This window comes from Streptomyces sp. NPDC003247 (assembly GCF_042888135.1).
GTDB lineage: Bacteria > Actinomycetota > Actinomycetes > Streptomycetales > Streptomycetaceae > Streptomyces.
In genome coordinates this window covers 200,478-225,763 of sequence record NZ_JBIAPF010000009.1, presented here as the reverse complement: position 1 = coordinate 225,763, position 25,286 = coordinate 200,478, and the positions used below count along the sequence as shown (strand labels likewise).

Genomic DNA, 25,286 nt, shown 5'->3' with positions numbered 1-25,286 from the left:
GGACACGACGGGCGAGGGGCCGGGCGGACAGCCCGGCCCCTCGCGCGTGCCGGAGACGGGTGTGGGGTCCCGCCCCGCCCCGCACCGGCCCTAGCCGGGCATCTCCGTCCGCTCCCACCACTCGTACACCGGCAGCCTGCCCCGGGGGGTGTCGGCCTGGCGGTCGGTGGGACGGAAGTGTTCGTAGCCGTTGCGGAGCTCGATCTTCACGTCCTCTCCGGGAGTCGTGATCGGGACGATCCGGTCGGGCAGATCGGCCGGACCGCCCTCGAGAAGTGCCTGGGGCTCGTCGCTCATGACCAAGACCGTTCCCCCGGCCGGAACGCGATGCCACACGCCGTGCGGAGGATCAGCCGTGCGGAGGATCGGCCGTGCGGAGGATCGGCGGTGCGGAGGATCGGCGGTGGACGACCGGTCCCGCGGCGAGGGGCGCACCGGGTCCGGGAAACCGCAGGTGGGGACCGTGTGACGCACCGCACTGTCTCAGATAGTAGGAAGTCCGAGTAATTGTGGAGACAGCCGCGTGCTCCTCGCTTAGCTTTGTAGGAGCCGAACGTCTCGCTCGATCCAGCGAATGGCGGTCGTGAGCCCGGCCCCGGCAGGCCACCCCTGCGGCCACGCTCCCCGCCCATCCGGCGTCTCGTACCCCCTTCCGTACTCCCTGCTGTGTCGAAGGAGTCGATCACCCATGGCCGAGACGACCGTCCGCCGCCGAGTCCGCCGTGCCCCCCGTACGAGCGAGTCCGACCGCAAGAACGCCGCCGCCGCGCTCCAGCGCGCCCTCGACCGCCGCGACAACGGCGGCGAGACCGGCCACCTGTAGGCCTGCCCCAGGCCGCCCCGGACCGGGAGCCGCACCCGACGGGGTGCGGCGCGGGCCCCGAACGGGACTTCGGGCTCCGCGCCGCACTCCGGAACCGCGGTTCCGGCACGCTGCCGACACACCCCCGCTGTCCGTATGGCGGACGGTCCATGTCATTCCATGGGACGAGGGGTAGGGTGCCGGGCATGTCTCGCAGCATCAATCTCGCAGTGATCCCGGGTGACGGCATCGGCCAGGAAGTCGTGGCCGAAGGTCTCAAAGTCCTCTCCGCCGTCCTCCCGCAGGATGTGAAGCTGGAGACCAAGGAGTACGACTTCGGCGCCCAGCGCTACCACGCCACCGGTGAGACCCTCACCGACGCCGACCTCGACGCCCTGAAGAAGCACGACGTCATCCTGCTCGGCGCCATCGGCGACCCGAGCGTCCCCTCCGGCGTCCTGGAGCGAGGCTTCCTGCTCAAGCTGCGCTTCGCCTTCGACCACCACGTCAACCTGCGCCCGTCCAAGCTGCTGCCGGGTGTCGCCACCCCGCTGGCCGGCGAGCCGCAGATCGACTTCGTCGTCGTCCGTGAGGGCACCGAGGGCCCGTACACCGGCAACGGCGGCACCATCCGCAAGGGCACCGAGCACGAGGTCGCCACCGAGGTCTCCGTGAACACGGCCTTCGGTGTCGAGCGCGTGGTCCGTGACGCCTTCGCCCGTGCGCAGGCCCGCCCGCGCAAGAAGCTCACGCTGGTCCACAAGAACAACGTGCTGGCCTTCGCCGGCCACCTGTGGACGAACATCTTCAACAAGGTGGCCGAGGAGTTCCCCGAGGTCACCACCGAGTACATCCACGTCGACGCGGCGACCATCTTCCTGGTCACCCAGCCCGAGCGCTTCGACGTGATCGTCACCGACAACCTCTTCGGCGACATCATCACCGACCTCGCCGCGGCCGTCTCCGGCGGCATCGGCGTCGCGGCGAGCGGGAACATCAACCCGTCCGGCGCGTTCCCGTCGATGTTCGAGCCGGTCCACGGCTCGGCCCCGGACATCGCCGGCCAGGGCAAGGCCGACCCCACCGCCACGGTCCTGTCCGTCGCCCTGCTCCTGCGCCACCTCGGCTACGACGCCGAGGCGGCCCGCATCGAGGACGCGGTCTCCGCCGACCTCGCCGAGCGCACCGGCAAGCCCGCCCGCTCCACCTCGGAGATCGGCGACGCCCTCTCCGTACGAGTAGCCGGCTGACCCGCCGCGCACTCGATCTCCCGCAGATCACTACGAGAAACCGCCGGGTCGCTTCCGCACCCGGCGGTTTCCCGTATGCCGTCGCCGGGTGCCACCATCGACCCCGGGCCGCATTCACCCCGTTTTCTTCCAGCGCAGCCGCCGCGTGATAATCGAACGCGGAGCTGCGGTACGAGGGAATGCTCGGACGTCCTAGCACCGGCCACCGGCCGTGCGGGGGTGAGCGCGGCCCGTCACTACAACCGGTGAAGGACAACCACCCATGACGACGCCCACGATCGAGCTCAAGCCGTCCGCCGGCCCGCTCTCCGACGCCGAGCGCGAGGCCATCCTGGCCAGCCCCGGCTTCGGCCGCTACTTCACCGACCACATGGTGACGATCAAGTGGACCGAGGGCCGCGGCTGGCACGACGGCCAGCTCGTTCCGTACGCGCCGATCCCGCTCGACCCGGCGACCAACGTCCTGCACTACGCCCAGGAGATCTTCGAGGGCCTGAAGGCCTACCGGCGCCCCGACGGGTCCGTCGCCACCTTCCGTCCGGACCAGAACGCCAAGCGCTTCCAGCGTTCCGCGCGCCGCCTCGCCATGCCCGAGCTGCCGGTCGAGACGTTCATCGAGGCATGCCACGTCCTGGTCGAGCAGGACAAGGCGTGGGTGCCGGCCCACGGCGGCGAGGAGTCCCTCTACCTGCGCCCCTTCATGATCGCCACCGAGGTCGGTCTGGGGGTCAAGCCCGCGAACGAGTACCTCTTCCTGGTGATCGCCTCGCCGGCCGGCGCCTACTTCGCCGGGGGTGTGAAGCCGGTCTCCATCTGGGTCTCCGAGGACCGCGTCCGCGCCGTCCCCGGCGGCATGGGCGACGCCAAGACCGGCGGCAACTACGCGGCGTCCCTGCTCGCCCAGGCCGAGGCCGCCGCCGAGGGCTGCGACCAGGTCTGCTACCTCGACGCGGTCGAGCACCGGTGGGTCGAGGAGCTCGGCGGCATGAACCTGTACTTCGTGTACGGCAACAAGATCATCACGCCGACCCTCACCGGCTCCATCCTGGAGGGCGTCACCCGCGACTCCCTCCTCACCGTCGCCCGCGACCTCGGCTACGAGGCCGAGGAGGGCCGCGTCTCCGTCGAGCAGTGGCAGCGCGACTCCGAGAACGGCACCCTCACCGAGGTCTTCGCCTGCGGCACCGCCGCCGTCATCACCCCCGTCGGCACGGTCAAGCGCGCCGGCGCCGAGTGGAAGCAGTCGGACGGCGAGCCCGGCGAGGTCACGCTGCGGCTGCGCCAGGCCCTGCTGGACATCCAGCGCGGCACCGCCGAGGACCGGCACGGATGGATGCAGCAGCTGGGCTGAGCCCCGCCGGCGCCCCACCGCCGCACCACCGTCACCCCAGGGCCGCCCCGGACGCCACGCGTCCGCGGCGGCCCTGCCGCGTTCCCGGCTCCCCATCACCGCGTGTTTGAGTGACGCTCAATGTGAGGAAGTCCATGGTGGTCGGCACGGGCTTCTGCAACCCACTCCTTGCCTTTAGAGTGGTGCTCTAAAGTGTGGGAAGGCAAGGAGGTCCCCGTCGTGAGACTGACCCCCACGGAACGTGACCGGCTGCTGCTCTTCGGTGCCGCCGAGCTGGCCCGCGCGCGCCGCGCCCGCGGGCTGCGGCTCAACGTGCCCGAGGCGACCGCGCTGATCGCGGACACCGTCTGCGAGGCCGCCCGCGACGGCGCCCGGCTCGCCGAGGCGATCGAGCGCGCCCGGTCGGTCCTCGGCCCGGACGACGTGCTGCCGGGCGTCGCCGACGTCGTCACCGAGGTGCACGTCGAGGCCGTCTTCGACGACGGTTCACGGCTCGCGGTGGTCTCCGACCCCCTCGGCGGCGGGCTCGGCCCCGAAGCGCCCGGCGCGCTGCTGCCGGGCCCCGGGCACACCGAGCCCGAGGCGGTCGTGCGGCTCACCGTCACCAACACCGCCGGCGTGCCCGTCTCCGTCACCTCCCACTTCCACTTCTTCGAGGCCAACCCGCGCCTGGACTTCGTCCGCGAGCGGACCTACGGGATGCGGCTCGCGGTCCCCGCCGGCTCCTCGGTGCGGTTCGGGCCGGGGGAGACGCACGAGGTCGGACTGGTGCCGATCGGCGGCGACCGGATCGCGGTCGGCTTCGCCGGACTGGTCGACGGGCCGCTGGACGCGCCCGGCGCGAAGGAAGAGGCCCTGCGCCGGGCCGCCGCCTGCGGCTATCTCGGCGTACGGGGAACGACGGACGGCGTACCGGGAACGACGGACGGCGTACCGGGAACGACGGACGAGGAGGACGGACGATGAGCCGCCCCGGAGGACACCCCGCCGAGAACCGCCACCTCACCCCGTACGAGTACGCCGCCACGCACGGCCCGCGCGCGGGCGACCGCGTCCGCCTCGGCGACTCCGGGCTGGTGATCCGCGTCGAGTCCGACTCCCAGCGCCCCGGCGACGAGTTCCTGGCCGGCTTCGGCAAGACCGCCCGCGACGGACTGCACCTCAAGGCCGCCGCCGTGCGCGACACCTGCGACGTCGTGATCAGCAACGTCGTCGTGATCGACGCCGTGCAGGGCATCCGCAAGGTGTCCATCGGGATCCGCGAGGGCCGGATCCACGCGATCGGGCGGGCCGGCAACCCCGACACCCTCGACGGCGTAGACGTCGTCGTCGGCACGGGCACCTCGATCGTCTCCGGCGAAGGGCTGATCGCCACCGCCGGTGCCGTCGACACGCACGTCCACCTGCTGTCGCCGCGGATCATGGAGGCCTCGCTGGCCTCCGGCGTGACCACCGTCATCGGGCAGGAGTTCGGGCCGGTGTGGGGGGTCGGGGTCAACTCGCCGTGGGCGCTGCGGCACGCGTTCGGCGCCTTCGACGCCTGGCCGGTCAACATCGGCTTCCTGGCCCGGGGTTCGTCCTCCCACGAGGCACCCCTGGTCGAGGCGCTCGCCGAGGGCGGCGCGTCCGGCTTCAAGGTGCACGAGGACATGGGCGCCCACACCCGGGCGCTGGACACGGCCCTGCGCGTCGCCGAGGAACACGACGTCCAGGTCGCCCTGCACAGCGACGGGCTGAACGAGTGCCTCTCCGTCGAGGACACCCTGCGGGTGCTGGAGGGCCGTACCATCCACGCCTTCCACATCGAGGGCTGCGGCGGCGGACACGTGCCGAACGTCCTGAAGATGGCCGGCGTCCCGAACGTCATCGGCTCCTCCACCAACCCCACCCTCCCCTTCGGGCGGGACGCCGTCGCCGAGCACTACGGCATGATCGTCTCCGTCCACGACCTCAAGCCCGACCTGCCCGGCGACGCCGCCATGGCCCGCGACCGCATCCGCGCCGGGACCATGGGCGCCGAGGACGTCCTGCACGACCTGGGCGCCATCGGCATCACCTCCTCCGACGCGCAGGGCATGGGCCGCGCCGGCGAGACGGTCCGCCGCACGTTCGCGATGGCCGGCAAGATGAAGGCCGAGCTCGGCGCGCCCGAGGAGCACGACAACGAGCGCGTCCTGCGGTACATGGCCAAACTGACCATCAACCCCGCCATCGCCCACGGCCTCGCGCACGAGGTCGGCTCGATCGAGACCGGCAAGCTCGCCGACATCGTGCTGTGGCGCCCGGAGTACTTCGGCGCCAAGCCGCAGCTCGTACTGAAGGCCGGCTTCCCGGCGTACGGCGTGGTCGGCGACCCGAACGCGGCGACGGACACCTGTGAACCCCTGGTGCTCGGGCCGCAGTTCGGGGCCTACGGCGCCACCCCCGCCGACCTCTCGGTCGCCTTCGTCGCGCGCGCCGCCCTCGACCAGGGCCACGACTCGATGCCGACCCGCCGCCGCAGGGTCGCCGTCCGCGGCACCCGCGGCATCGGCCCGGCCGACCTGCGCCTGAACTCCCGCACCGGAGCCGTCGACGTCGACCAGCGCACCGGCCTGGTCACCCTCGACGGCGAGCCGCTGCGCTCCCGGCCGGCCGAGTCCGTCTCCCTCAACCGCCTCTACTTCCTCTGAGGACCCGTCATGTCTGCTGCCGCCGACGGCTTCCGCATGCCCGCCGAGTGGGCCCCGCACGAGCGCACCTGGATGGCGTGGCCGTCCCCCAACCCCACCTTCGACGACCCCGCGGACCTGGCCGCCGCGCGGAGCGCCTGGGCGTCCGTCGCGCGGGCGGTCCGCCGCTTCGAGCCGGTCACGGTGGTGTGCGGCCCCGGGCAGTCGTCCGAGGCGCGGACCCTGCTGGGACCCGGCGTCGACACCGTCGAGCGGGACCTCGACGACGCCTGGATGCGCGACATCGGCCCCACGTTCCTGACGAACGGCCGGGAACTCGCCGCCGTCGACTGGACGTTCAACGGCTGGGGCGCCCAGCACTGGGCCCGCTGGGACCACGACGCGAAGATCGCCGCGTCCGTCGCGGACCTCGCCGGCGCCCGGACGTACGCCTCGAAGCTGGTCAACGAGGGCGGCGCGATCCACGTGGACGGCGAGGGAACCGTCCTGCTGACGGAGACGGTCCAGCTCGGCCCCGAGCGCAACCCGGACTGGTCCCGCGAGCGGGTCGAGGCCGAGATCCACGCCCACCTCGGCACCCGCAAGGCCATCTGGCTGCCGCGCGGCCTCACCGGCGACTACCCTCCCCACGGCTACGGCACCCTCGGCCACGTCGACATCGTCGCCGCCTTCGCCCGCCCCGGCGTGGTCGTCGCCCACCACCAGCCGGACCCGGCCCACCCCGACCACGAGGTGACGAAGGAGGTCATCGGCCTGCTGCGGTCCTGCACGGACGCCCGGGGCCGCCGTCTGGAGGTCGTCGAGGTACCCGCCCCGACCGCCTTGGAGGCCGACGGCCACTGGGCCGACTACTCCTACATCAACCACTACCTCTGCAACGGCGGGGTCGTGCTGTGCGGCTTCGACGACCCGCGCGACGAGACCGCGGCCGGCATCTTCCGGCGGCTGTTCCCCGAGCGCACGGTGACGCTGGTCGACGCCCGTACGATCTTCTCGGGCGGCGGTGGCATCCACTGCATCACCCAGCAGCAGCCGAAGATCTAGGAGCCGCAGATGGCCGGTGGGCGCAGACAGGCGCCGCCGCGCGAGGACGTCCTCGCCGCCGCCATGGAGATGATCGCCGAACGCGGGCTGGAGAAGCTCACCATGGCGGCGCTCGGCCGCGAGGTCGGCATGAGCAGCGGCCACCTCCTCTACTACTTCCGCTCCAAGGACGAACTCCTGCTGCGCACCCTGGAGTGGAGCGAGGGCCGGCTGGGCGCCGAGCGGAGCCGACTGCTGGCCCGCGGGGGACCGGCCCGTGAACGCCTCGACGCCTACGTCGACCTGTACGTCCCCGACGGCCATCGCGACCCGCACTGGACCCTGTGGCTGGAGGTCTGGAACCGCTCGCAGAACGCCGACGACGCCGCCCGGGACCGGCAGGCCGCCATCGAGGGGGCCTGGCACCGCGACCTGGTGGCGCTGATCGCCGAGGGGACCTCGCGCGGGGAGTTCCGGCCCGTGGACCCCGACCGCGCCGCCACCCGGCTGCGCGCCCTCCTCGACGGCTTCTCCATCCATGTGGCGATCGGCCTGCGCGGCACGGACCGGGACCAGGTTCTCGGCCACGTACGGGAGTTCGTGGAGCGCACGCTCCTCGCGGACACCTGAGCCGGGGCCGTACGGGGCCCGTGCCGTGACACCCCACCGCCCGCATCCTGAGACACCCCGTGGCCACGGGGGCGGCTTGTGCCAGACTGCCCCCGTGCTCTCGTTCGCCATGATTATTGGCAGCAGGCGCGCCGGTCCGCAGTGACCGCCACGTACGACCAGGTACGGGCGGCCACCGTCGTCCTCGACCCGCGCGCAGACCTCTCGCACCCGCGAGAGGTTTTTCGTTTTCCTGGCCCACCTTCAGCCGGGAGCGAGAGCGTGAGGGACCATGGGGGGATGGTGGAGCCGGTCATTCCGGTAAGACCGAAGATCCACAACAGGAGCCTTGAGACCATGACCGAGACGGCAACCAGCGAACTCGACGACTCGTTCCACGTCTTCGACACGACCCTGCGGGACGGCGCCCAGCGTGAGGGCATCAACCTCACCGTCTCCGACAAGCTCGCGATCGCACGGCACCTGGACGACTTCGGCGTCGGCTTCATCGAGGGCGGCTGGCCGGGCGCCAACCCGCGCGACACCGAGTTCTTCGCCCGCGCGCGCCAGGAGATCGACTTCCGGCACGCCCAGCTCGTCGCCTTCGGCGCCACCCGCCGGGCCGGGGCCAAGGCCTCCGAGGACCCGCAGGTCAAGGCGCTGCTGGACTCGGGCGCCGAGGTCATCACGCTGGTGGCGAAGTCCCACGACCGGCACGTCGAGCTCGCCCTGCGCACCACGCTCGACGAGAACCTGGAGATGGTCCGCGACACCGTCTCCTTCCTCCGCGCGCAGGGCCGCCGCGTCTTCGTCGACTGCGAGCACTTCTTCGACGGCTACCGTGCGAACCCGGAGTACGCCAAGTCGGTCGTCCGGGCCGCCTCGGAGGCCGGCGCCGACGTGGTCATCCTCTGCGACACCAACGGCGGCATGCTCCCGGCGCAGATCCAGGCCGTCGTCTCGACCGTCCTCGCGGACACCGGCGCCCGCCTCGGCATCCACGCCCAGGACGACACCGGCTGCGCGGTGGCGAACACGCTGGCCGCCGTGGACGCGGGCGCGACCCACGTCCAGTGCACCGCGAACGGCTACGGCGAGCGGGTCGGCAACGCCAACCTCTTCCCGGTCGTGGCGGCCCTGGAACTGAAGTACGGCAAGAAGGTCCTCCCCGAGGGCAAGCTGCGCGAGACGACCCGTATCTCGCACGCCATCGCCGAGGTCGTGAACCTCACCCCCTCCACGCACCAGCCCTACGTGGGCGTCTCGGCCTTCGCGCACAAGGCGGGCCTGCACGCCTCCGCGATCAAGGTCGACCCGGACCTGTACCAGCACATCGACCCGGAGCTGGTCGGCAACACCATGCGGATGCTCGTGTCCGACATGGCCGGCCGCGCCTCGGTCGAGCTCAAGGGCAAGGAACTCGGCATCGACCTCGGCGGCGACCGCGAGCTGGTCGGCCGGGTCGTGGAGCGCGTCAAGGAGCGCGAGCTCAAGGGCTACACGTACGAAGCGGCCGACGCCAGCTTCGAGCTGCTGCTGCGCACCGAGGTCGAGGGCCGGCCGCTGAAGTACTTCACCGTCGAGTCCTGGCGCGCGATCGTCGAGGACCGCCCCGACGGCACCCACGCCAACGAGGCCACCGTCAAGCTCTGGGCCAAGGGCGAGCGCATCGTCGCCACCGCCGAGGGCAACGGCCCGGTCAACGCCCTCGACCGCGCCCTGCGCGTGGCCCTGGAGAAGATCTACCCCCAGCTCGCCAAGCTCGACCTGGTGGACTACAAGGTCCGCATCCTGGAAGGCGTCCACGGCACCCAGTCCACCACCCGCGTCCTCATCGCCACGACGGACGGCGCGGGCGAGTGGTCCACGGTCGGCGTCGCCGAGAACGTGATCGCGGCCTCCTGGCAGGCCCTGGAGGACGCCTACACCTACGGCCTCCTGAGGGCCGGGGTGACCCCGGCCGAGTAAGCCGGTTCGTCCCAGCCCGTCTGGGGGTGCCCCCTCCGGGGCAGTTCGAGGACGAGGCCGCCCCCCAGCCCGTCCGGCGTTTGAGGACGAGGCCCGTTCAGGGCCGAACGGGGGTCCGGGGGCGGAGCCCCCGGGGACGGGACGGGAAGGGGCGGCGGGGGCGAGCAACCCACGCCGCCCCCCCCGCCCCGCACATGACGCCGCGTCAGCCCCCCGTGCACCCCCCCCGCCTTCACAAGCCGAACGAACAGACCCCCCGATCCGGCCGTCCGCCACCTCTGCACCAGTCCCGACGTGAAGCCTTGACGCCGCCAGGCCCCGTCAGTTAACTCACGGCCTGATCTAAGCCATGAGTGATTCAGTGGACTTACGAGTGCCGAGGGAAGGTCCATGCGAAGAACCGCCCTGCTCGCCTCCGCCACCCTGCTCGCAGCCCTGCTCCCCTGGGCGTCCGCCACGGCCGCCGACGACCCCGCTCCCGTCTCCGTCGACCGCTTCGAGGGCGAGGTGCCCTTCGGGGGCCAGCCCGCCGAGGGAATCTTCACCTGGGGCGGCGACGCCGACGACCCGCCCGCCCTCCGGCTGGCCGACCGCGCCGACGCCCCCGAGGGCGACAAGGTCCTCACCGGCACCTACGACATCAGCGGCTACGGGGGTTTCACCCACGACTTCGCCGCGGACGAACCCGCCCACGACTGGTCGGCCCACCGCGGCATCCGCTTCTGGTGGGAGGGCCGCGGCACCGGCGCGAAGATCGCCTTCGAGCTCAAGGACGGCGGCGCCCACGGCGAGGCCTCCGAGCTGTGGACGACGTCGTTCACCGACGACTTCAGCGGCTGGAAACAGATCGAGATCCCGTTCACCGACTTCACCTATCGCACGGACTACCAGCCCGTCGGCGGCATCGACCAGGTCCTGGGCCTCACCGCGATGTGGGGGTACGCCGTCACCCTGCCCGTCGGCACCCCGGGCGACTTCGCCATGGACGCCGTCGAGCTGTACGGGAAGGCCGACCAGTCCCTGCGCGCCTCGGTCACCACCGACGCGGCCGTCTACCCGGTGACGGAGGGCGGCACGGCGAAGGTGAGGGTCACCGTCGCCACCACCGGTGCGGTGCCCGTCGACGAGCCGGTGACGGTGGCGTACGAGACCGGCGGCGGCAGCGCCGGCTCCGGCAGCGACTACACGCCGGTCAGCGGCACCCTCACCTTCCCCGCGGGCACGGCCTCCGGCGCCTCCCGGACCATCGAGGTGCCGACCCTGAAGGACCGGACGGGCGAGACCGCCGAGACGATCCCCCTGCGGCTGACCGTCACCGGCGCCAAGGCGCCGGCCGAGAACCCGAGCGTGGTCGTGGACGCGCACGGACTGCCGTACCTGGACGAGCGGCTGCCCGTGCGGAAGCGGGTCGCCGACCTGCTCTCCCGGATGACCCTGGCGGAGAAGGCCGGGCAGATGACCCAGGCCGAACGCGGCGCGCTCACCGCCGCCGGTGACATCGCCGCCTACGACCTCGGCTCACTGCTGTCCGGCGGCGGCTCCACACCGACGCCCAACACCCCCGAGGCCTGGGCGAAGATGATCGACACCTTCCAGCTGCGGGCGCAGGCCACCCGCCTCCAGATCCCGCTGATCTACGGCGTGGACGCGGTGCACGGCCACAACAACCTCGTCGGCGCGACGGTCCTGCCGCACAACATCGGCCTCGGCGCGACCCGCGACCCGGACCTGGTCCGGCGCACCGGCCGGGTGACCGCCGCCGAGACCCGGGCCACCGGTGTCCCGTGGACGTTCGCCCCCTGCCTGTGCGTCGCCCGTGACGAACGCTGGGGCCGTACCTACGAGTCCTTCGGCGAGGACCCGGCGCTCGTGGAGTCGCTGGAGACGGTGATCCAGGGCCTCCAGGGCCGCGCCGACGGAGCCGACCTGGACCGCTCCGACACGGTCCTGGCCACGGCCAAGCACTTCGTCGGCGACGGCGGCACCGCCTACGGCTCCTCCACCACCGGCACCTACACCCTCGACCAGGGCGTCACCGAGGTCACCCGGCAGGAGCTGGAGGCCGTCCACCTGGCGCCCTACCAGGACGCCGTGGACCGGGGCGTCGGCACGGTCATGCCGTCGTACTCCTCGCTCGACATCATCGGCGACGACCAGGGGCCGGTGAAGATGCACGCCCGCGCCGACATGATCAACGGCGTGCTCAAGGACCGGATGGGCTTCGAGGGCTTCGTCGTCAGCGACTGGCAGGCCATCGACCAGCTCCCCGGCGACTACGCCTCCGACGTGCGGACGTCCGTCAACGCGGGCCTCGACATGATCATGGTCCCGTACGTCTACAAGACCTTCCACACCACGCTCGTCGACGAGGTCGAGGCCGGCCGGATCAGTGAGCGGCGGATCGACGACGCCGTCTCCCGCATCCTCACCCAGAAGTTCCGGCTCGGCCTGTTCGAGCAGCCGTACGCCGACACGAGCGGCATCGCGGAGATCGGTTCCGCCGCGCACCGCGCCGTGGCCCGCGAGGCGGTCGCCGAGTCCCAGGTGCTGCTGAAGAACGCGGGCGGCGTGCTGCCCCTGAAGAAGTCCCAGAAGGTGTACGTGGCCGGCTCCAACGCCGACGACATCGGCAACCAGACCGGCGGCTGGACCATCACCTGGCAGGGCTCCTCCGGTGACATCACCCCGGGCACGACCGTCCTGGAGGCCATGCGCGCGGCGGACCCCGACCTGACGTACAGCAAGGACGCCTCCGCGCCGACCGCCGGCCACGACGTCGGTGTGGTCGTCGTCGGCGAGACCCCGTACGCCGAGGGCGTCGGCGACGTCGGCAACGGCCACGACCTGGAACTGTCCGCGGCCGACCGGGCCGCCGTCGACACCGTCTGCGCGGCGATGAAGTGCGTGGTGCTGATCGTCTCCGGACGGCCCCAGCTCGTCGGCGACCGGCTGGACGCCGTCGACGCCCTGGTCGCCTCCTGGCTGCCGGGCACCGAGGGCGACGGTGTGGCCGACGTGCTCTACGGCAGGCGGCCCTTCACCGGGCAGCTCCCCGTCACCTGGCCGCGCTCCGAGGCGCAGCTGCCGATCAACGTCGGCGACACGGCGTACGACCCGCAGTTCCCCTACGGGTGGGGTCTGACCACGCTGACCGAGGTGCCGAAGGGTGGCGAGGGCACCCTGCGGACGCTCGCCGCCGCGGCCCGGGCGGCCGAGCGGACCGGTGCCGACAGCGCGGGCCGGGCGCTGGTCACCAAGGCCCGGCTGATCGTCCAGCAGCGGGCCGGCCGGATGACGGCGGCCGTCGCGGGCCCCTTCGCCGACGCCGACCACCTGCTGCTGACGGGACGGTACGGAGAGGCGGTGGGGAAGCTGACCGAGGCCTATCGGGAAGCACAGAAAGCCCAATAGAACCCATATGCCCTAATTGTTGGCGATTCGGGTAGCGTCAAAGTATGAAGGTCGCACCATCGGCCCGAGCTTTCGCCGGCCTCCTGGCCGCGCTGGCGCTCGCCACGCTGACGCTGGTGTCGGCGGGCGCCCCGCGCGCGGTCGCGGACAGCAGCGTCACGACGATCGCCGAGGCCCTCCGCGAGAGCCCCGTGTACGTCGACCCGGAGGCGTCCGCCCTGCTGTCGCGGGCGGACGCCGACGCGCTGCGCAAGACGATCGAGAGCGCCGACAAGCCCGTGTTCGTCGCGGTCCTGCCCGCGGACCAGCCGACCGAGAACCTCTTCACGGACCTGCGCACCGCCACCGGCGTGACCGGCCTGTACGCCGTCCGCCTCGGCGACCGCTTCGACGCCCGCGCCGACTCCGCCGTGCTGCCGAACGCGGCCGTCCGCAACCTGGTCTCCAGCGTGCGGGGCGAGACCGACACCGCCACCCAGCTCGACGAGTTCACCGACCGGGCCCTGGCCAACATGGGCGGCTCGGCCCCCGCGAGCTGGAGCCCGGACGGCGCCGGTATCTCCTCCACCGCGCTGATCACCACCGGCGCGGTCCTGGTGGCCGGCGGCGCCGGCGCGTACACCCTCGTCCGCCGCAGCCGTCGGCGGCACGCGGAGGAGCAGCGGGCCGCCCTCGAACGGCTCCGGGTCGTCGTCGACGAGGACATCACCGCGTTCGGCGAGGAACTGGACCGCCTGGACTTCCACCCGGCCGAACCGGGCGCCGACGACACCATGCGCACCGACTACGAGCACGCCCTCGACGCCTACGACCGGGCCAAGTCGTCCATGGCCGCCGCGAGCAGGCCGGAGGACGTGCGCGCGGTCACCCAGGCCCTGGACGACGGCCGGTTCTCCCTGGCCCGGCTCGCCGCGCGCAGGACGGGCGGGGAGCTGCCCGAGCGCCGGCCGCCCTGCTTCTTCGACCCGCGCCACGGCACCTCCGTGGCCGACGCCACCTGGACGCCGTCCGGCGGCGCGCCGCGCGAGGTCCCGGTCTGCGCCGCGGACCGGACCCGCCTCGCCGACGGCCTCGACCCGGCGGTCCGCGAGGTCGACACCGACTACGGCCGCCGCCCGTACTGGGAGGCGGGCCCGGCCTATGGCCCCTGGGCGGGCGGCTACTTCGGCGGCGGCATCCTGCCCGGCCTGCTCGTCGGCACCCTGCTCGGCAGCATGATGGCCACCCCGTCCTACGCCGCCGACTACGGCAGCGGCTACGGCGACTTCGGCGGTGGCTACGAGGGCGGTGACGTCTCCGGCGCGGACTTCGACACCGGGGACTTCGGCGGCTTCGGCGGGTTCGGGGGCGGCGACTTCGGCGGCGGCGGGGACTTCGGGGGAGGCTTCTGACCCGGTCCCCGCGGGAGACCGGCACGGGCCCGGCGCGGGGCGCGCCGGGCCCGCGGACGCCGCAGGGCGCGTACGGGACCCGGGGCCCCGCTATCCCTTGGCCAGTTCCAGCAGCCGCTCGAAGTCGATGGCCCCCGGATCCCCGTGCGTGTTCTCCGGTACGTGCATGTGCCCGCACACGCCCTTGAAGGCGTTCCAGCGCGCCTTGCTCATCCGCTGCCCGCCGCCGTTGCCGTAGGACTTCGGGTACGCGGGCCACAGGGCCGGGCCGCGCAGGGGGACGTCGTGCTCGGTGTGCATCCAGGTGAGGAAGCGGGCGACGCCGAGCAGGGCCCAGTCGGGGGCCTTCGGCCAGTAGACGTGGGCCCGGTCGCCGGTGCGCCACTTGGTGTGCGTCTCGGGGTCGCAGGTGCCGGCCAGTTCGACCTGGCAGACGTTCAGGGTGTTCGTCTCGACGCCGCCGGGCTTGTTGAGCAGGGCGCGCGAGGAGATGTCGATGTCGAAGTGCTGGTACCACTTCAGCTTCTTGGCCGCGAGGTCGGGCACCGCCGTCAGGTTCGGCGCGGAGGCGCCGCCTCCGTAGCCGGGGAGCGAGGTGCCCTCCGTGGTGTGCAGGACGACGACGTTGACCTCCATGCGGTCGCCTTCGAAGTCGTCCTGGTACCAGTGGTCGCGGTCGGCGCCCGGGTATTTCTGCGGTCCTGTCCTGGTGCTCATGCTGCCTCCTTGCTCGAGCGTCTTCCCTGCCGTCTCAGGGGGACACCCTGAGCAACGAGTGACGGCGGTGGGAGTGGGGGGCGCGGGGAAGCACGGTCCAGGCACGCCGAGCGCCCGCCCTCCCGAGGGGGGAGTGGAGGGCGGGCGCGCTCGGAGGGGGCGGTGTCGGTGCACCGCCGGGGGCGTGTCACGCGTTGCGGACGGCCGAGATGTCGAAGTTCAGCTTGATCTTGTCGGAGACCAGTACGCCGCCCGTCTCCAGCGCCGCGTTCCAGGTCAGGCCCCACTCGGAGCGCAGGATCTCGGCCCGGCCCTCGAAGCCGACGCGCTCGTTGCCGAACGGGTCCTTCGCGGATCCGTTGAACTCCAGGTCGATGGTGAGCGGCCGGGTGACGCCGAGGATGGTCAGGTCGCCCGTGATGCGGTAGTCGTCGCCGCCGAGGGCCTGCGCCGCGGTGGAGCGGAAGGTCATCGCCGGGAACTCGTCGGTCTTGAAGAAGTCGGCGCTCTTCAGGTGCCCGTCGCGGTCGGCGGACCCGGTGTCGATGCTGTCCATCGTGACGTCGAGCGTGGCGGTCGAGCGGGACGGGTCGGTGCCGTCCAGGTGCAGCGTGCCGGTGAAGTCGTTGAACTTGCCCTTGACGTTGGTGACCATCGCGTGCCGGGCGACGAAACCGAGCGTCGAGTGCGCCGGGTCGATCGTGTACTCGCCGGTGAGCGCGGCGAGCTCCGGGTTCACGGTGGCGACGGCGGTGGCCGTGCCGGACGCGGTGGCGGTGGAGGTCTCGGAGTTCTTGCGGCCGAAGATGCCCATGACGTGCTCCTGGGGGGTCGGATCGATGGCGGGGCTGGAGGCTGTTGAATGTTCAACGACTTCAACGAGGTCGACTGTAGACCTATTCCGTTCAACTTTCAACCTCATGCGCAGGGTGATCCCGGGGTGACGGCAGGTCGTCCTCGCGAACCCGACCGCGCAGGCTAAGCTCGTCGCGTCACCCGCCTGGAGGGATCGCCGCCCGGCGAATGTGCGGCGGGTCTCGCCGGCCGCTTTTGTGCGGTCTCCACAACCGTGACGCCCTCTGAGCAGTCGGAAAGCCTGCATGCCCCCTTGGATCTGTTCAGGGGCACCAGGAAAACGCGTCGGACACTGTACGGAGTCGACGTCTCGCTTTCCTTGGTGGGCTTCGTAAGGTCGCTACATGACCGTTTTGGAAGAGACGACGGGTGAGCCGACCACGGAGCCCACGGACGCGCGCGGGCGCGTCGCCGAGCTGCACGAGATCCGTGCGCAGGCGCTGGCCGGGCCGAGCGAGAAGGCGACCCTGGCGCAGCACGCCAAGGGCAAGCTGACCGCCCGTGAGCGCATCGGGCTGCTCCTGGACCCGGGGTCCTTCCAGGAGGTCGAGCAGTTGCGCCGGCACCGGGCGACCGGGTTCGGTCTGGAGGCGAAGAAGCCGTACACCGACGGTGTGATCACCGGCTGGGGCACGGTGGAGGGCCGTACGGTCTTCGTCTACGCCCATGACTTCCGGATCTTCGGCGGGGCGCTGGGCGAGGCCCACGCGACGAAGATCCACAAGATCATGGACATGGCCATCGCGGCGGGTGCTCCGCTGGTGTCGCTGAACGACGGCGCGGGGGCCCGGATCCAGGAGGGTGTCTCCGCGCTCGCGGGTTACGGAGGGATCTTCCAGCGCAACACCAGGGCCTCGGGTGTCATCCCGCAGATCTCGGTGATGCTGGGCCCGTGCGCGGGCGGCGCGGCCTACAGCCCGGCGCTGACCGACTTCGTCTTCATGGTCCGTGAGACCTCGCAGATGTTCATCACCGGGCCCGACGTGGTCAAGGCCGTCACCGGTGAGGAGATCTCCCAGAACGGCCTGGGCGGCGCGGACGTGCACGCCGAGACCTCCGGGGTGTGCCACTTCGCCTACGACGACGAGGAGACCTGCATCGCGGAGGTCCGCTACCTGCTGTCGCTCCTGCCGCAGAACAACCGGGAGAACCCCCCGCGCGTGGAGTCGGGCGACCCGGTCGACCGCCGCGGCGAGGTGCTGCTGGACCTGGTCCCGGCGGACGGCAACCGGCCCTACGACATGGCCAAGGTGATCGAGGAGATCGTCGACGACGGCGAGTACCTGGAGGTCCACGAGCGCTGGGCGCGCAACATCATCTGCGCGCTGGCCCGCCTCGACGGCCAGGTGGTGGGCATCGTCGCCAACCAGCCGCAGGCGCTGGCCGGCGTCCTCGACATCGAGGCGTCGGAGAAGGCCGCCCGCTTCGTGCAGATGTGCGACGCCTTCAACATCCCGATCCTCACCCTCCTGGACGTCCCCGGCTTCCTGCCCGGCGTCGACCAGGAGCACGGCGGCATCATCCGGCACGGCGCGAAGCTCCTGTACGCCTACTGCAACGCGACCGTGCCCCGGATCTCCCTGATCCTGCGCAAGGCGTACGGGGGTGCCTACATCGTGATGGACAGCCAGTCCATCGGCGCGGACCTCACCTACGCCTGGCCGACGAACGAGATCGCCGTGATGGGCGCCGAGGGTGCCGCCAACGTCATCTTCCGGCGTCAGATCGCCGGGGCCGAGGACCCCGAGGCCATGCGGGCCCGCATGGTCAAGGAGTACAAGTCCGAGCTGATGCACCCCTACTACGCGGCCGAACGCGGTCTGGTCGACGACGTCATCGACCCCGCCGAGACCCGCGAGATCCTCATCAGGTCCCTGGCGATGCTCCAGTCGAAACACGCCGACCTGCCCTCCCGCAAGCACGGCAACCCCCCGCAGTAACCCAGCGGACTTTCCGCGACACCCTCGCGGAAACCTCTCTCACGGAGACTGACAGCCATGAACGCCCCTGACATCCGCGTCGAGAAGGGCCACGCCGAGCCCGAGGAGGTCGCCGCCATCACGGCGATCCTCCTGGCCCGCGCCGCCGCCCGCACCCCCGAGCCCGCCCCGGCCCACCGCGGCCGCCCGAGGGCCGGCTGGCGCCGCCTGGAACGCGAGGGCGGTTTCCGCGCCCCGCACAGCTGGCGCTGACCACCCCACGCCGCACCCACGAAGGCCCCGACGCCCCCTCCGGGCGGCCGGGGCCTTCGCCCGTCCAGAGGGCGCGGGTACGCCGTTCGCCCCGCCTGCACGCGAGGAGCGGGCGCCCGCACGGGCCGTGCCCGGCGAAGCGGCGCCGGGCCGCGCGTCCCCAGGACCCCGCACACAACGACAGGGCGCCCCCTCCCGGAGGAGAGGGCGCCCTGTCGTTCGTACCGTGCCGTGCGCCGCCGCTACCGCAGCCGCGCCATCAGCGCGTGCTCGACCAGCGTGATCAGCGCGCTCTTGGCGTCCGCGCGGTGGCGGGCGTCGGTGGTGATGATCGGGGTGTCGGGCCCGATCTGGAGGGCCTCGCGGACCTCGTCCGGCTGGTACGGCTGGTTGCCGTCGAAACCGTTGAGGGCGATCACGAAGGGAAGACCCGAGTTCTCGAAGTAGTCGACCGCCGGGAAGCAGTCGGCGAGCCGGCGGGTGTCCACCAGGACGATCGCGCCGATGGCGCCGCGCACCAGGTCGTCCCACATGAACCAGAAGCGGTCCTGGCCGGGCGTACCGAAGAGGTACAGGATCAGGTCCTGGTCCAGGGTGATGCGGCCGAAGTCCATGGCGACCGTGGTAGTCGTCTTGTCCCCGGTGTGGGTGAGGTCGTCGATGCCCGCCGAAGCGGAAGTCATCACGGCCTCTGTGCGCAGCGGGTTGATCTCCGAGACAGCGCCGACGAACGTGGTCTTGCCCACGCCGAAGCCGCCCGCCACCACGATCTTCGCGGAGGTGGTGGAGCGGGAAGGACCGCCGCTAGAGCTTGCGAAGTCCACTGAGCACCCTTTCGAGCAGTGTCACGTCTGGCTGGCCGCCGGCGCTCTCGTCGCCGCCGGGCTGATGGATGGCGACCAGTCCCGCCTCCGCCAAGTCGGCGACGAGGATCCTGGCCACGCCGAGGGGGATGGTCAGGAGCGCCGAGATCTCGGCGACCGACTTGATCTCTCGGCAGAGGTTGCAGATCCGCTGATGCTCGGGCAGCTGGCCCTGCATCTGGTGCGGCTGCGCGGTGGTGTGCACCAGCGCCTCGATGGCGAGCTGGTACCGCGGGCGGGTCCGGCCGCCGGTCATGGCGTACGGACGCACCAAGGGGTTGCCGGCCGCCCCGGCGGGCGACGGCTCAGGGGTGCGGCGCTGCGGCTGCACGGGCTGGACGCGCGGTGCGTGCGGCTGGTCGTACGGCGACGGTCCGGGACCCTGCGGGCCCTGGGGCGCGTACGGCTGACGCTGCTGGCTCGGGGCGGAGGGGAAGTTGTAACGGTTCGCGTTCTGGGAACCGTCGCCCTGGCCCTGGGCAGGGCCGTACGACCAGTTGCCCGAATGCGCACCGCTTGGGGGTGTTACCACTTTTCTCCTCCTCCGACTGTGCCTGGCACCCACCACGTGGACGCCGCGTCCCGAAACCCTACGGCCTCGGGACGCCAAAACGCACCGTCCGTCTGTTAGTTGAGAAGGCTCCCTTGGAGCTCCGCACGAAGGTCGGGCGTCAGGACCGTGCCGGCCCGGTCCACCAGAAGGGCCATCTCGTACCCAATGAGGCCGATGTCCGCCTCGGGGTGTGCGAGGACTGCGAGCGAAGAACCGTCGGAGATGGACATGATGAAGAGGAATCCCCGCTCCATCTCCACAACCGTCTGGTTCACGCTGCCCCCCTCGAAGATCCGGGAGGCGCCTGCCGTCAGTGACGTCAGACCGGAGGCGACGGCCGCGAGCTGGTCGGCGCGGTCGCGGGGGAAGCCTTCGGACATCGCCAGAAGGAGTCCGTCGGCGGAGACCACCACCGTGTGGGACACCCCCGGGGTGTTGTCCACGAAGTTGGTGATCAACCAGTTCAGGTTCTGTGCCGCCTGGCTCATCGGGCTCACACTAACGCTCCTGGTCGTAGGTGCTGTCAGGACCGAAGCCCTGGCCGTTCGTTTCACTGCCTGCGTTGCGTCCGCGCTGGACGCCTCGACGCAGGTTGCTCAGCCTGCCTCGGACGTCCTCCGGGGCGCGGGAGACCTGCGGGCCTCCCTGGGGGGTGCTCTCGGCGGTGCCCTCGACCAGATTGGCCTTGGGCACCCGCCGCGGAAGGCCGGAGGAGGTGACCCCGCCCGCCTTCGGCTTGCGGAGCTGCGCGGCCTGCTGCCAGCGCTCGTCGTTCGCCGAACGCCAGTCGCCGTCGCCGCCGTTGTCCGCAGCGGGGGCCGGCGCCTCGCGGTTCACGGGCTGCGCGGCGCCGTTCGAACCGCTCGCCGCGGTGGAGCCGCGGCGGGGCAGTCCGGCGTCGGTCAGCGCGTGGGCGGCGGAGGGGGCCGGTCCCGGACGGTCGAAGCCTACGCGGTCCCGCTCCTGCGCGTCAGCGGCCTGCGCCGATTCCGCTTGCGGAGCGTACTGGTCCGGGTAGCCGTTCTGGTAACCGGTCTGCTGGGGCCAGTCGCCCTGGTAGGACTGCTCCCCGTACGGCGGGAAGCCCTCCGGCGCGGACGCCTGGGGCGGCGTGCGGTCCTCCTGGGACGGTTCCGCATACGCGGGGTCAGGGTAGCCGCCGTTCGACGGGAAGCCACCGTTCGGTGCGGTGGTGCCGTTCGACGCGAGGTACGGATCCTCGTACGCCGGACGCTGCTGCTCCTGGTACGCCGTCTGCTGGTCGTACGACCCCGTCGGCTGCTCGGTGTACCCGGTCGCGCCGGCCGTACCGTCGCCGTAGGCGTTCTCCGCACCGGCGAAGCCGCTCTGGGAACCGTCGTACGCCTGCTGCTGTTGCTGCTGGGCGTGGTCGAGGCCCTCGCCGTACGCGGACGGCTCGGGGGAGTCCTGCTGCCGGCCGTGGTCCTGGGACTCCAGGGCCGCCCGGCGCTCCTCGCGCATCCGGGTGCGGCCCACCGGGTCCAGGTCGCGGATGTCGTCGGGGACCTCGACGTAGCGGCTGTCGTCGAAGCCGAGTTCGGCCGCCGTGCGCTGCTGCGGCTGGTTGAAGTTCTCACCCTGGAACTGCTGCTCGGGGATGATCTGCGAGACGGTGAACTCGTCGCGGCCCGCGGGCTGTTCGCCGCCACCGCCGTGCGTGATCGCGTCCGGCAGCATGACCAGCGAGGTGGTGCCGGCCTGCTCGCCCGAGGGGCGCAGCTGGACCCGGATGCCGTGCCGGTCGGACAGCCGGCCGACCACGAAGAGACCCATGCGCTGCGAGATCGCGGCGTCCACGGTCGGCGGGTTGGCCAGCTTGTGGTTGATGTCCGCGAAGTCCTCGGCCGTCAGACCGATGCCCTTGTCGTGGATCTCGATCATGATGCGGCCGTCGGGCAGACGGGTCGCGGTGACGCGGACCTTGGTCTGCGGCGAGGAGAACGTGGTGGCGTTCTCCAGCAGCTCGGCCAGCAGGTGCACGAGGTCGGTCACGGCACGGCCGTGGATCTCGGCCTCCGGCACACCCGACAGCTCGATGCGCTCGTACTGCTCCACCTCGGAGGAGGCGGCGCGCAACACGTCCACCAGCGGCACCGGCTGGTCCCAGCGGCGGCCGGGCTCCTCGCCGGCGAGGACGAGGAGGTTCTCGCCGTTGCGGCGCATACGGGTCGCGAGGTGGTCCAGGCGGAAGAGGTTCTCCAGCTGGTCCGGGTCGGCCTCGTTGTTCTCCAGGTCGGTGATGAGGGTCAGCTGGCCCTCGATCAGCGACTGGTTGCGGCGCGAGAGGTTGGTGAAGATCGCGTTGATGTTGCCCCGCAGCAGGGCCTGCTCGGCGGCGAGCCGGACGGCCTCGCGGTGGACCTGGTCGAAGGCGCGGGCGACCTCGCCGATCTCGTCGGTGGTGGTGATCGGGATCGGGGTGACCCGGGTGTCGACGCGGCCGGGGTCGGTGCGCGAGAGCTGGTCGACCAGCATCGGCAGCCGCTGCTCGGCGATACCGAAGGCGGCGTTGCGCAGCTGGCGCATCGAGCGGCTCATCTGGCGGGCCACGCTGGCGGCCAGGATGAAGGCGAGGAGCAGGGCGATCACGACCGCGGCACCGGTGACGAGCGCGTCGGTCCGGGCGTCGGCGGCGATGTCCGAGGCCTCGGTCACCGCCTTGTCGGCCATGTCCGACTCGATCTGGAGGTACGCGTCGTACTTCAGCGTGGTGACCGCCCACCAGTTCTCCGCCGTGATGCCCTCCTCGGCGAGCGCGGCCCGCTCGGACTCGTCGGTGCTCTGCAACGACGCCAGCGCGGAGACCATGTCGGTGGGGTCGGAGGGCGGCGGGACGTAGTCCGGGTCCTTCTGCTTGGCCGCGGCCGCCTGCGCCGTCGCGTCCGTCTTGATCTTCGCCTCGGCGTCCTCCAGCTTCTGCGCGTCGGCCTCGGTGCCACCGCCGGTGTACTCCTCGACGGCGATGCCCTCGAGGTAGGCGTACGAGGAGAGGGCGACGCGCTGCTTGGCCAGGTCGGCGTTCTTGGGGCCGGGGCTGACCAGCAGGTGCATGCCGATCGAGCGCTCGAGGGAGAGGGCGGCCTTGGTCAGCGAGATCGCGTAGACGGTACGGCCGTAGGAGGTGATGTTTCCGGTGCCGAGGCCGAGTTCGTTGGAGAACTCCATCAGGGGGTGCGCGACCGCGGTGTACCCCTCCTCGGTCTGCACACCGGTGAGCTGCGAGGTGTAGGCGGCCGCGCGCAGCGCCGTCAGCTTGGTCTCGGCGGTGCGGAACAGCTGGAGACGGCGCTGGAGGCCGGACTTCTGCGGCATGTTCTGGGCGGCCGCGTCGAAGGCGTCGGCGGCGGCGTCGGTCGCCTTGCGGGCGTCGGTGACGGCCGAGTCGTCCTTCTCGCCGGTGAGGAGGGGAACGGCGGTGGTGTCCCGCTCCTTGTAGAGGGCGTCCGCGTAGGTGAGGGAGGCCTGGACCAGGCGCGCGGTGTTCTCCGCGTCCTCGGCCTCCTGCCAGGTGTCGATCGAGCTCTTCACCTGGAAGCCGCCCATGACCAGGCCGACCAGCACGGGTATCAGCAGGATCGCGTTGAGCCGGGTGCGCACCCGCCAGTTGCGCGGAGACAGACGGCCGGCGCTCTCGGCGGGCGCGGCCGGCGACTCCGTGCCCGGCACAGGGGTGGTCGCCGCTCCGCGCGGCGGCGGGGTGAAGTTGCCCCGCGCCGCCGGCTCGGGACTTTTCTTGCTTCGCCTCACTCGACCAACAACCTCTCGGCGGTCGGCACCTACGTCGTGCCGCAGTGTCTCAGAGCCCGGTCAGCCATCGACCATGAGTACGTCATTGACTATTGGGCAGTTCAGGCATTCCAGCATGACGACCTGCGCTCTTCAAAACAGTGGGGAGCATGGATTCAGTGTGATGTAAGCCCCAGATAAAACGGTCATAAAGAGCGAGCCCCGTCAAAAGACGGGGCCTTCATGCGCGTAGCGAGACCGAGCGACCGCGACGCGTGGCGGCCCCGTGGCGATTCCTCTGCCGAAACGTTATGAACACCGAAGCCGGCCGTGTCCTAAGCCACAGCCGGCTCCCAGGCCCCCGGCAACTGCCGTGGAGCACCGCGTTTTTCGCTAGCGCAGCCGGGCCATCAGCGCGTGCTCCACCAGCGTGATCAGCGCACTCTTGGCGTCCGCGCGGTGGCGGGCGTCGGTGGTGATGATCGGGGTGTCCGGTCCGATCTGCAGCGCCTCGCGCACCTCTTCGGGCTGGTACGGCTGCTGCCCGTCGAAGCCGTTGAGGGCGACGACGAACGGCAGGCCGCTGTTCTCGAAGTAGTCCACGGCGGGGAAGCAGTCGGCCAGTCGGCGGGTGTCCACCAGGACCACCGCGCCGATGGCGCCGCGCACCAGGTCGTCCCACATGAACCAGAAGCGGTCCTGACCGGGCGTACCGAAGAGGTACAGGATCAGGTCCTGGTCCAGGGTGATGCGGCCGAAGTCCATGGCGACCGTGGTGGTCGTCTTGTCCCCGGTGTGGGTGAGGTCGTCGATGCCCGCGCTCGCGGACGTCATCACGGCCTCCGTGCGCAGCGGGTTGATCTCCGAGACGGCACCCACGAACGTGGTCTTGCCCACGCCGAAGCCACCCGCCACCACGATTTTCGCGGAGGTGGTCGCCCGGCCGCCGTCAGAGCTTGCGAAGTCCACTGAGCACCCTTTCGAGCAGCGTCACGTCCGGTGCGCCGCCGTTGTTCTCGTCGCCGCCCGGCTGGTGGATGGCCACCAGGCCGGCCTCGGCCAGGTCCGCGACCAGGATCCGTGCCACACCCAGCGGCATGGCCAGCAGCGCCGACACCTCTGCCACCGACTTGACCTCGCGGCACAGGTGGCAGATGCGCTGGTGCTCGGGGAGCAGCCCCATGAGCGCTGCCGGGTCGGCCGTGGTGCTGATCAGCGCCTCGATGGCGAGCTGGTAGCGCGGCCGGGTCCGGCCGCCGGTCATCGCGTACGGACGCACCAGCGGCTGGTCGCCCTCGTCCCCGTACGGCTCCGCGTACGGATCATGAGAGGCGGTGGGCGGGGTCATTGATCCTCCGGGCGGGACAGCATGTCTCGGTCAGTCGTGCCGTCCGTCGGCCGGTGGGGGGATTGTGTCGGCCGGACGGTGATTTCGTGAGGGGGGTGGTACCGGGGACGATCAGTGGAGCAGACTGCCTTGCAGTTCGGCGCGCAGGTCGGGCGTGAGCACCGCTCCCGCCCGGTCGACCAGCAGCGCCATCTCGTAACCGACCAGGCCGATGTCGCACTCGGGGTGCGCCAGCACGGCCAGGGACGAACCGTCCGAGACGGACATGAGGAAGAGGAAACCCCGCTCCATCTCGACGACGGTCTGGGCCACCTGGCCGCCCTCGAAGATCCGGGAGGCGCCTGCCGTCAGCGAGGTGAGCCCCGACGCGACGGCCGCCAACTGGTCGGCACGGTCGCGCGGGAAGCCCTCGGACATCGCGAGCAGGAGCCCGTCGGCGGACACGACGACGGTGTGGGACACCCCGGGGGTGTTGTCCACGAAGTTGGTGATCAACCAGTTCAGGTTCTGTGCCGCCTGGCTCATCTGGCTCAA

The 25,286-nt window shown here is 71.4% G+C and carries 22 protein-coding genes; 12 read left to right on the top strand and 10 right to left on the bottom strand.

Annotated elements, in window-relative coordinates:
• Positions 1-90: 90 nt before the first annotated feature.
• Positions 91-297 (bottom strand): DUF5988 family protein, encoded by a 207-nt coding sequence (locus ACFYWQ_RS29200; protein WP_385068536.1) that lies wholly within the window; start codon positions 295-297, stop codon positions 91-93.
• A 391-nt stretch (positions 298-688) separates the two neighbouring features.
• Here ACFYWQ_RS29200 and ACFYWQ_RS29195 point away from each other — a divergent pair, with 391 nt between their 5' ends.
• The 10 genes from ACFYWQ_RS29195 (at position 689) to ACFYWQ_RS29150 (ending at position 14,477) form a co-directional block, all read left to right on the top strand.
• Positions 689-823 carry a hypothetical protein gene (locus ACFYWQ_RS29195; protein ID WP_389520372.1) on the top strand — a complete coding sequence of 45 codons (135 nt, stop codon included), beginning with the start codon at positions 689-691 and terminating at the stop codon, positions 821-823.
• A gap of 185 nt (positions 824-1,008) precedes the next feature.
• Positions 1,009-2,052 (top strand): 3-isopropylmalate dehydrogenase, encoded by a 1,044-nt coding sequence (locus ACFYWQ_RS29190; protein WP_389520370.1) that lies wholly within the window; start codon positions 1,009-1,011, stop codon positions 2,050-2,052.
• Between the two features lie 262 nt (positions 2,053-2,314).
• Positions 2,315-3,403 carry a branched-chain amino acid aminotransferase gene (locus ACFYWQ_RS29185; RefSeq protein ID WP_389520368.1) on the top strand — a complete coding sequence of 363 codons (1,089 nt, stop codon included), beginning with the start codon at positions 2,315-2,317 and terminating at the stop codon, positions 3,401-3,403.
• A 219-nt stretch (positions 3,404-3,622) separates the two neighbouring features.
• Positions 3,623-4,369 (top strand): urease subunit gamma, encoded by a 747-nt coding sequence (gene ureA / locus ACFYWQ_RS29180; RefSeq protein ID WP_389520366.1) that lies wholly within the window; start codon positions 3,623-3,625, stop codon positions 4,367-4,369.
• Positions 4,366-6,075, top strand: a complete 1,710-nt coding sequence (locus ACFYWQ_RS29175) for an urease subunit alpha (RefSeq protein WP_389520365.1) — start codon at positions 4,366-4,368, stop codon at positions 6,073-6,075. Before ureA ends, ACFYWQ_RS29175 begins: the two co-directional genes overlap by 4 nt.
• A gap of 9 nt (positions 6,076-6,084) precedes the next feature.
• Positions 6,085-7,119, top strand: coding sequence for an agmatine/peptidylarginine deiminase (locus ACFYWQ_RS29170; RefSeq protein ID WP_389520363.1), 1,035 nt, complete (start codon positions 6,085-6,087; stop codon positions 7,117-7,119).
• 9 nt (positions 7,120-7,128) lie between these two features.
• A complete protein-coding gene (locus tag ACFYWQ_RS29165; RefSeq protein WP_389520361.1) occupies positions 7,129-7,728 on the top strand; it encodes a TetR/AcrR family transcriptional regulator in 600 nt (199 codons plus the stop codon).
• 336 nt (positions 7,729-8,064) lie between these two features.
• The gene (gene cimA, locus ACFYWQ_RS29160) at positions 8,065-9,675 is read left to right on the top strand and encodes a citramalate synthase (protein ID WP_389520360.1); all 1,611 of its coding nucleotides are present in this window, start codon (positions 8,065-8,067) and stop codon (positions 9,673-9,675) included.
• A gap of 390 nt (positions 9,676-10,065) precedes the next feature.
• Complete coding sequence (locus ACFYWQ_RS29155; protein WP_389520358.1) at positions 10,066-13,086, top strand: glycoside hydrolase family 3 N-terminal domain-containing protein; 3,021 nt, start codon at positions 10,066-10,068, stop codon at positions 13,084-13,086.
• Positions 13,087-13,130: 44 nt separating this feature from the next.
• Positions 13,131-14,477, top strand: a complete 1,347-nt coding sequence (locus ACFYWQ_RS29150) for a hypothetical protein (protein WP_389520357.1) — start codon at positions 13,131-13,133, stop codon at positions 14,475-14,477.
• A 90-nt stretch (positions 14,478-14,567) separates the two neighbouring features.
• Here ACFYWQ_RS29150 and ACFYWQ_RS29145 read toward each other — a convergent pair whose 3' ends face one another.
• Entirely contained in the window at positions 14,568-15,194 is a 627-nt protein-coding gene (locus ACFYWQ_RS29145) for a hypothetical protein (protein ID WP_389520355.1), read from the bottom strand.
• A 187-nt stretch (positions 15,195-15,381) separates the two neighbouring features.
• Positions 15,382-16,008, bottom strand: a complete 627-nt coding sequence (locus ACFYWQ_RS29140; protein WP_389520353.1) for a YceI family protein — start codon at positions 16,006-16,008, stop codon at positions 15,382-15,384.
• Positions 16,009-16,393: 385 nt separating this feature from the next.
• On the opposite strand from ACFYWQ_RS29140, the gene ACFYWQ_RS29135 reads away from it, so the two are divergent.
• Together ACFYWQ_RS29135 and ACFYWQ_RS29130 are read left to right on the top strand one after the other, a co-directional pair.
• Positions 16,394-17,989, top strand: a complete 1,596-nt coding sequence (locus ACFYWQ_RS29135; protein ID WP_389520351.1) for an acyl-CoA carboxylase subunit beta — start codon at positions 16,394-16,396, stop codon at positions 17,987-17,989.
• 57 nt (positions 17,990-18,046) lie between these two features.
• The gene (locus ACFYWQ_RS29130) at positions 18,047-18,241 is read left to right on the top strand and encodes an acyl-CoA carboxylase subunit epsilon (protein ID WP_389520349.1); all 195 of its coding nucleotides are present in this window, start codon (positions 18,047-18,049) and stop codon (positions 18,239-18,241) included.
• Between the two features lie 242 nt (positions 18,242-18,483).
• Here the strand turns inward: ACFYWQ_RS29130 and ACFYWQ_RS29125 are convergent, their stop codons facing one another.
• The 7 genes from ACFYWQ_RS29125 to ACFYWQ_RS29095 all read right to left on the bottom strand — a co-directional run bounded on the left by ACFYWQ_RS29125 (position 18,484) and on the right by ACFYWQ_RS29095 (position 25,277).
• On the bottom strand, positions 18,484-19,065 hold the full coding sequence (locus ACFYWQ_RS29125; protein WP_071369867.1) for an ATP/GTP-binding protein: 582 nt from the start codon (positions 19,063-19,065) through the stop codon (positions 18,484-18,486).
• Positions 19,046-19,636: a DUF742 domain-containing protein gene (locus ACFYWQ_RS29120; RefSeq protein WP_389520346.1), complete on the bottom strand. Its 591-nt coding sequence runs from the start codon at positions 19,634-19,636 to the stop codon at positions 19,046-19,048. Before ACFYWQ_RS29120 ends, ACFYWQ_RS29125 begins: the two co-directional genes overlap by 20 nt.
• 95 nt (positions 19,637-19,731) lie before the next feature.
• The gene (locus ACFYWQ_RS29115; RefSeq protein WP_004983065.1) at positions 19,732-20,145 is read right to left on the bottom strand and encodes a roadblock/LC7 domain-containing protein; all 414 of its coding nucleotides are present in this window, start codon (positions 20,143-20,145) and stop codon (positions 19,732-19,734) included.
• Positions 20,146-20,155: 10 nt separating this feature from the next.
• Positions 20,156-23,425 (bottom strand): nitrate- and nitrite sensing domain-containing protein, encoded by a 3,270-nt coding sequence (locus tag ACFYWQ_RS29110; RefSeq protein ID WP_389520344.1) that lies wholly within the window; start codon positions 23,423-23,425, stop codon positions 20,156-20,158.
• A 372-nt stretch (positions 23,426-23,797) separates the two neighbouring features.
• A complete protein-coding gene (locus ACFYWQ_RS29105) occupies positions 23,798-24,373 on the bottom strand; it encodes an ATP/GTP-binding protein (RefSeq protein WP_132855910.1) in 576 nt (191 codons plus the stop codon).
• Positions 24,354-24,752: a DUF742 domain-containing protein gene (locus tag ACFYWQ_RS29100; RefSeq protein ID WP_019058642.1), complete on the bottom strand. Its 399-nt coding sequence runs from the start codon at positions 24,750-24,752 to the stop codon at positions 24,354-24,356. The genes ACFYWQ_RS29105 and ACFYWQ_RS29100 overlap by 20 nt, the downstream gene beginning before the upstream one ends.
• Positions 24,753-24,863: 111 nt before the next feature.
• Positions 24,864-25,277, bottom strand: a complete 414-nt coding sequence (locus ACFYWQ_RS29095) for a roadblock/LC7 domain-containing protein (RefSeq protein WP_365460581.1) — start codon at positions 25,275-25,277, stop codon at positions 24,864-24,866.
• Positions 25,278-25,286: the final 9 nt, after the last annotated feature.

What these genes read in the sequence shown, in the direction of transcription:
- ACFYWQ_RS29165 (WP_389520361.1), top strand. Translation starts at nt 7,129, where the DNA reads ATGGCCGGTGGGCGCAGACAGGCGCCGCCGCGCGAGGACGTCCTCGCC.
- ACFYWQ_RS29130 (WP_389520349.1), top strand. Translation starts at nt 18,047, where the DNA reads ATGAACGCCCCTGACATCCGCGTCGAGAAGGGCCACGCCGAGCCCGAG.
- ACFYWQ_RS29100 (WP_019058642.1), bottom strand. Translation starts at nt 24,752, where the DNA reads ATGACCCCGCCCACCGCCTCTCATGATCCGTACGCGGAGCCGTACGGG.
- ACFYWQ_RS29195 (WP_389520372.1), top strand. Translation starts at nt 689, where the DNA reads ATGGCCGAGACGACCGTCCGCCGCCGAGTCCGCCGTGCCCCCCGTACG.
- ACFYWQ_RS29175 (WP_389520365.1), top strand. Translation starts at nt 4,366, where the DNA reads ATGAGCCGCCCCGGAGGACACCCCGCCGAGAACCGCCACCTCACCCCG.
- ACFYWQ_RS29185 (WP_389520368.1), top strand. Translation starts at nt 2,315, where the DNA reads ATGACGACGCCCACGATCGAGCTCAAGCCGTCCGCCGGCCCGCTCTCC.
- cimA (WP_389520360.1), top strand. Translation starts at nt 8,065, where the DNA reads ATGACCGAGACGGCAACCAGCGAACTCGACGACTCGTTCCACGTCTTC.
- ACFYWQ_RS29095 (WP_365460581.1), bottom strand. Translation starts at nt 25,277, where the DNA reads ATGAGCCAGGCGGCACAGAACCTGAACTGGTTGATCACCAACTTCGTG.
- ACFYWQ_RS29170 (WP_389520363.1), top strand. Translation starts at nt 6,085, where the DNA reads ATGTCTGCTGCCGCCGACGGCTTCCGCATGCCCGCCGAGTGGGCCCCG.
- ACFYWQ_RS29135 (WP_389520351.1), top strand. Translation starts at nt 16,394, where the DNA reads ATGACCGTTTTGGAAGAGACGACGGGTGAGCCGACCACGGAGCCCACG.
- ACFYWQ_RS29190 (WP_389520370.1), top strand. Translation starts at nt 1,009, where the DNA reads ATGTCTCGCAGCATCAATCTCGCAGTGATCCCGGGTGACGGCATCGGC.
- ACFYWQ_RS29200 (WP_385068536.1), bottom strand. Translation starts at nt 297, where the DNA reads ATGAGCGACGAGCCCCAGGCACTTCTCGAGGGCGGTCCGGCCGATCTG.
- ACFYWQ_RS29155 (WP_389520358.1), top strand. Translation starts at nt 10,066, where the DNA reads ATGCGAAGAACCGCCCTGCTCGCCTCCGCCACCCTGCTCGCAGCCCTG.
- ACFYWQ_RS29115 (WP_004983065.1), bottom strand. Translation starts at nt 20,145, where the DNA reads ATGAGCCAGGCGGCACAGAACCTGAACTGGTTGATCACCAACTTCGTG.
- ACFYWQ_RS29140 (WP_389520353.1), bottom strand. Translation starts at nt 16,008, where the DNA reads ATGGGCATCTTCGGCCGCAAGAACTCCGAGACCTCCACCGCCACCGCG.
- ACFYWQ_RS29145 (WP_389520355.1), bottom strand. Translation starts at nt 15,194, where the DNA reads ATGAGCACCAGGACAGGACCGCAGAAATACCCGGGCGCCGACCGCGAC.
- ACFYWQ_RS29150 (WP_389520357.1), top strand. Translation starts at nt 13,131, where the DNA reads ATGAAGGTCGCACCATCGGCCCGAGCTTTCGCCGGCCTCCTGGCCGCG.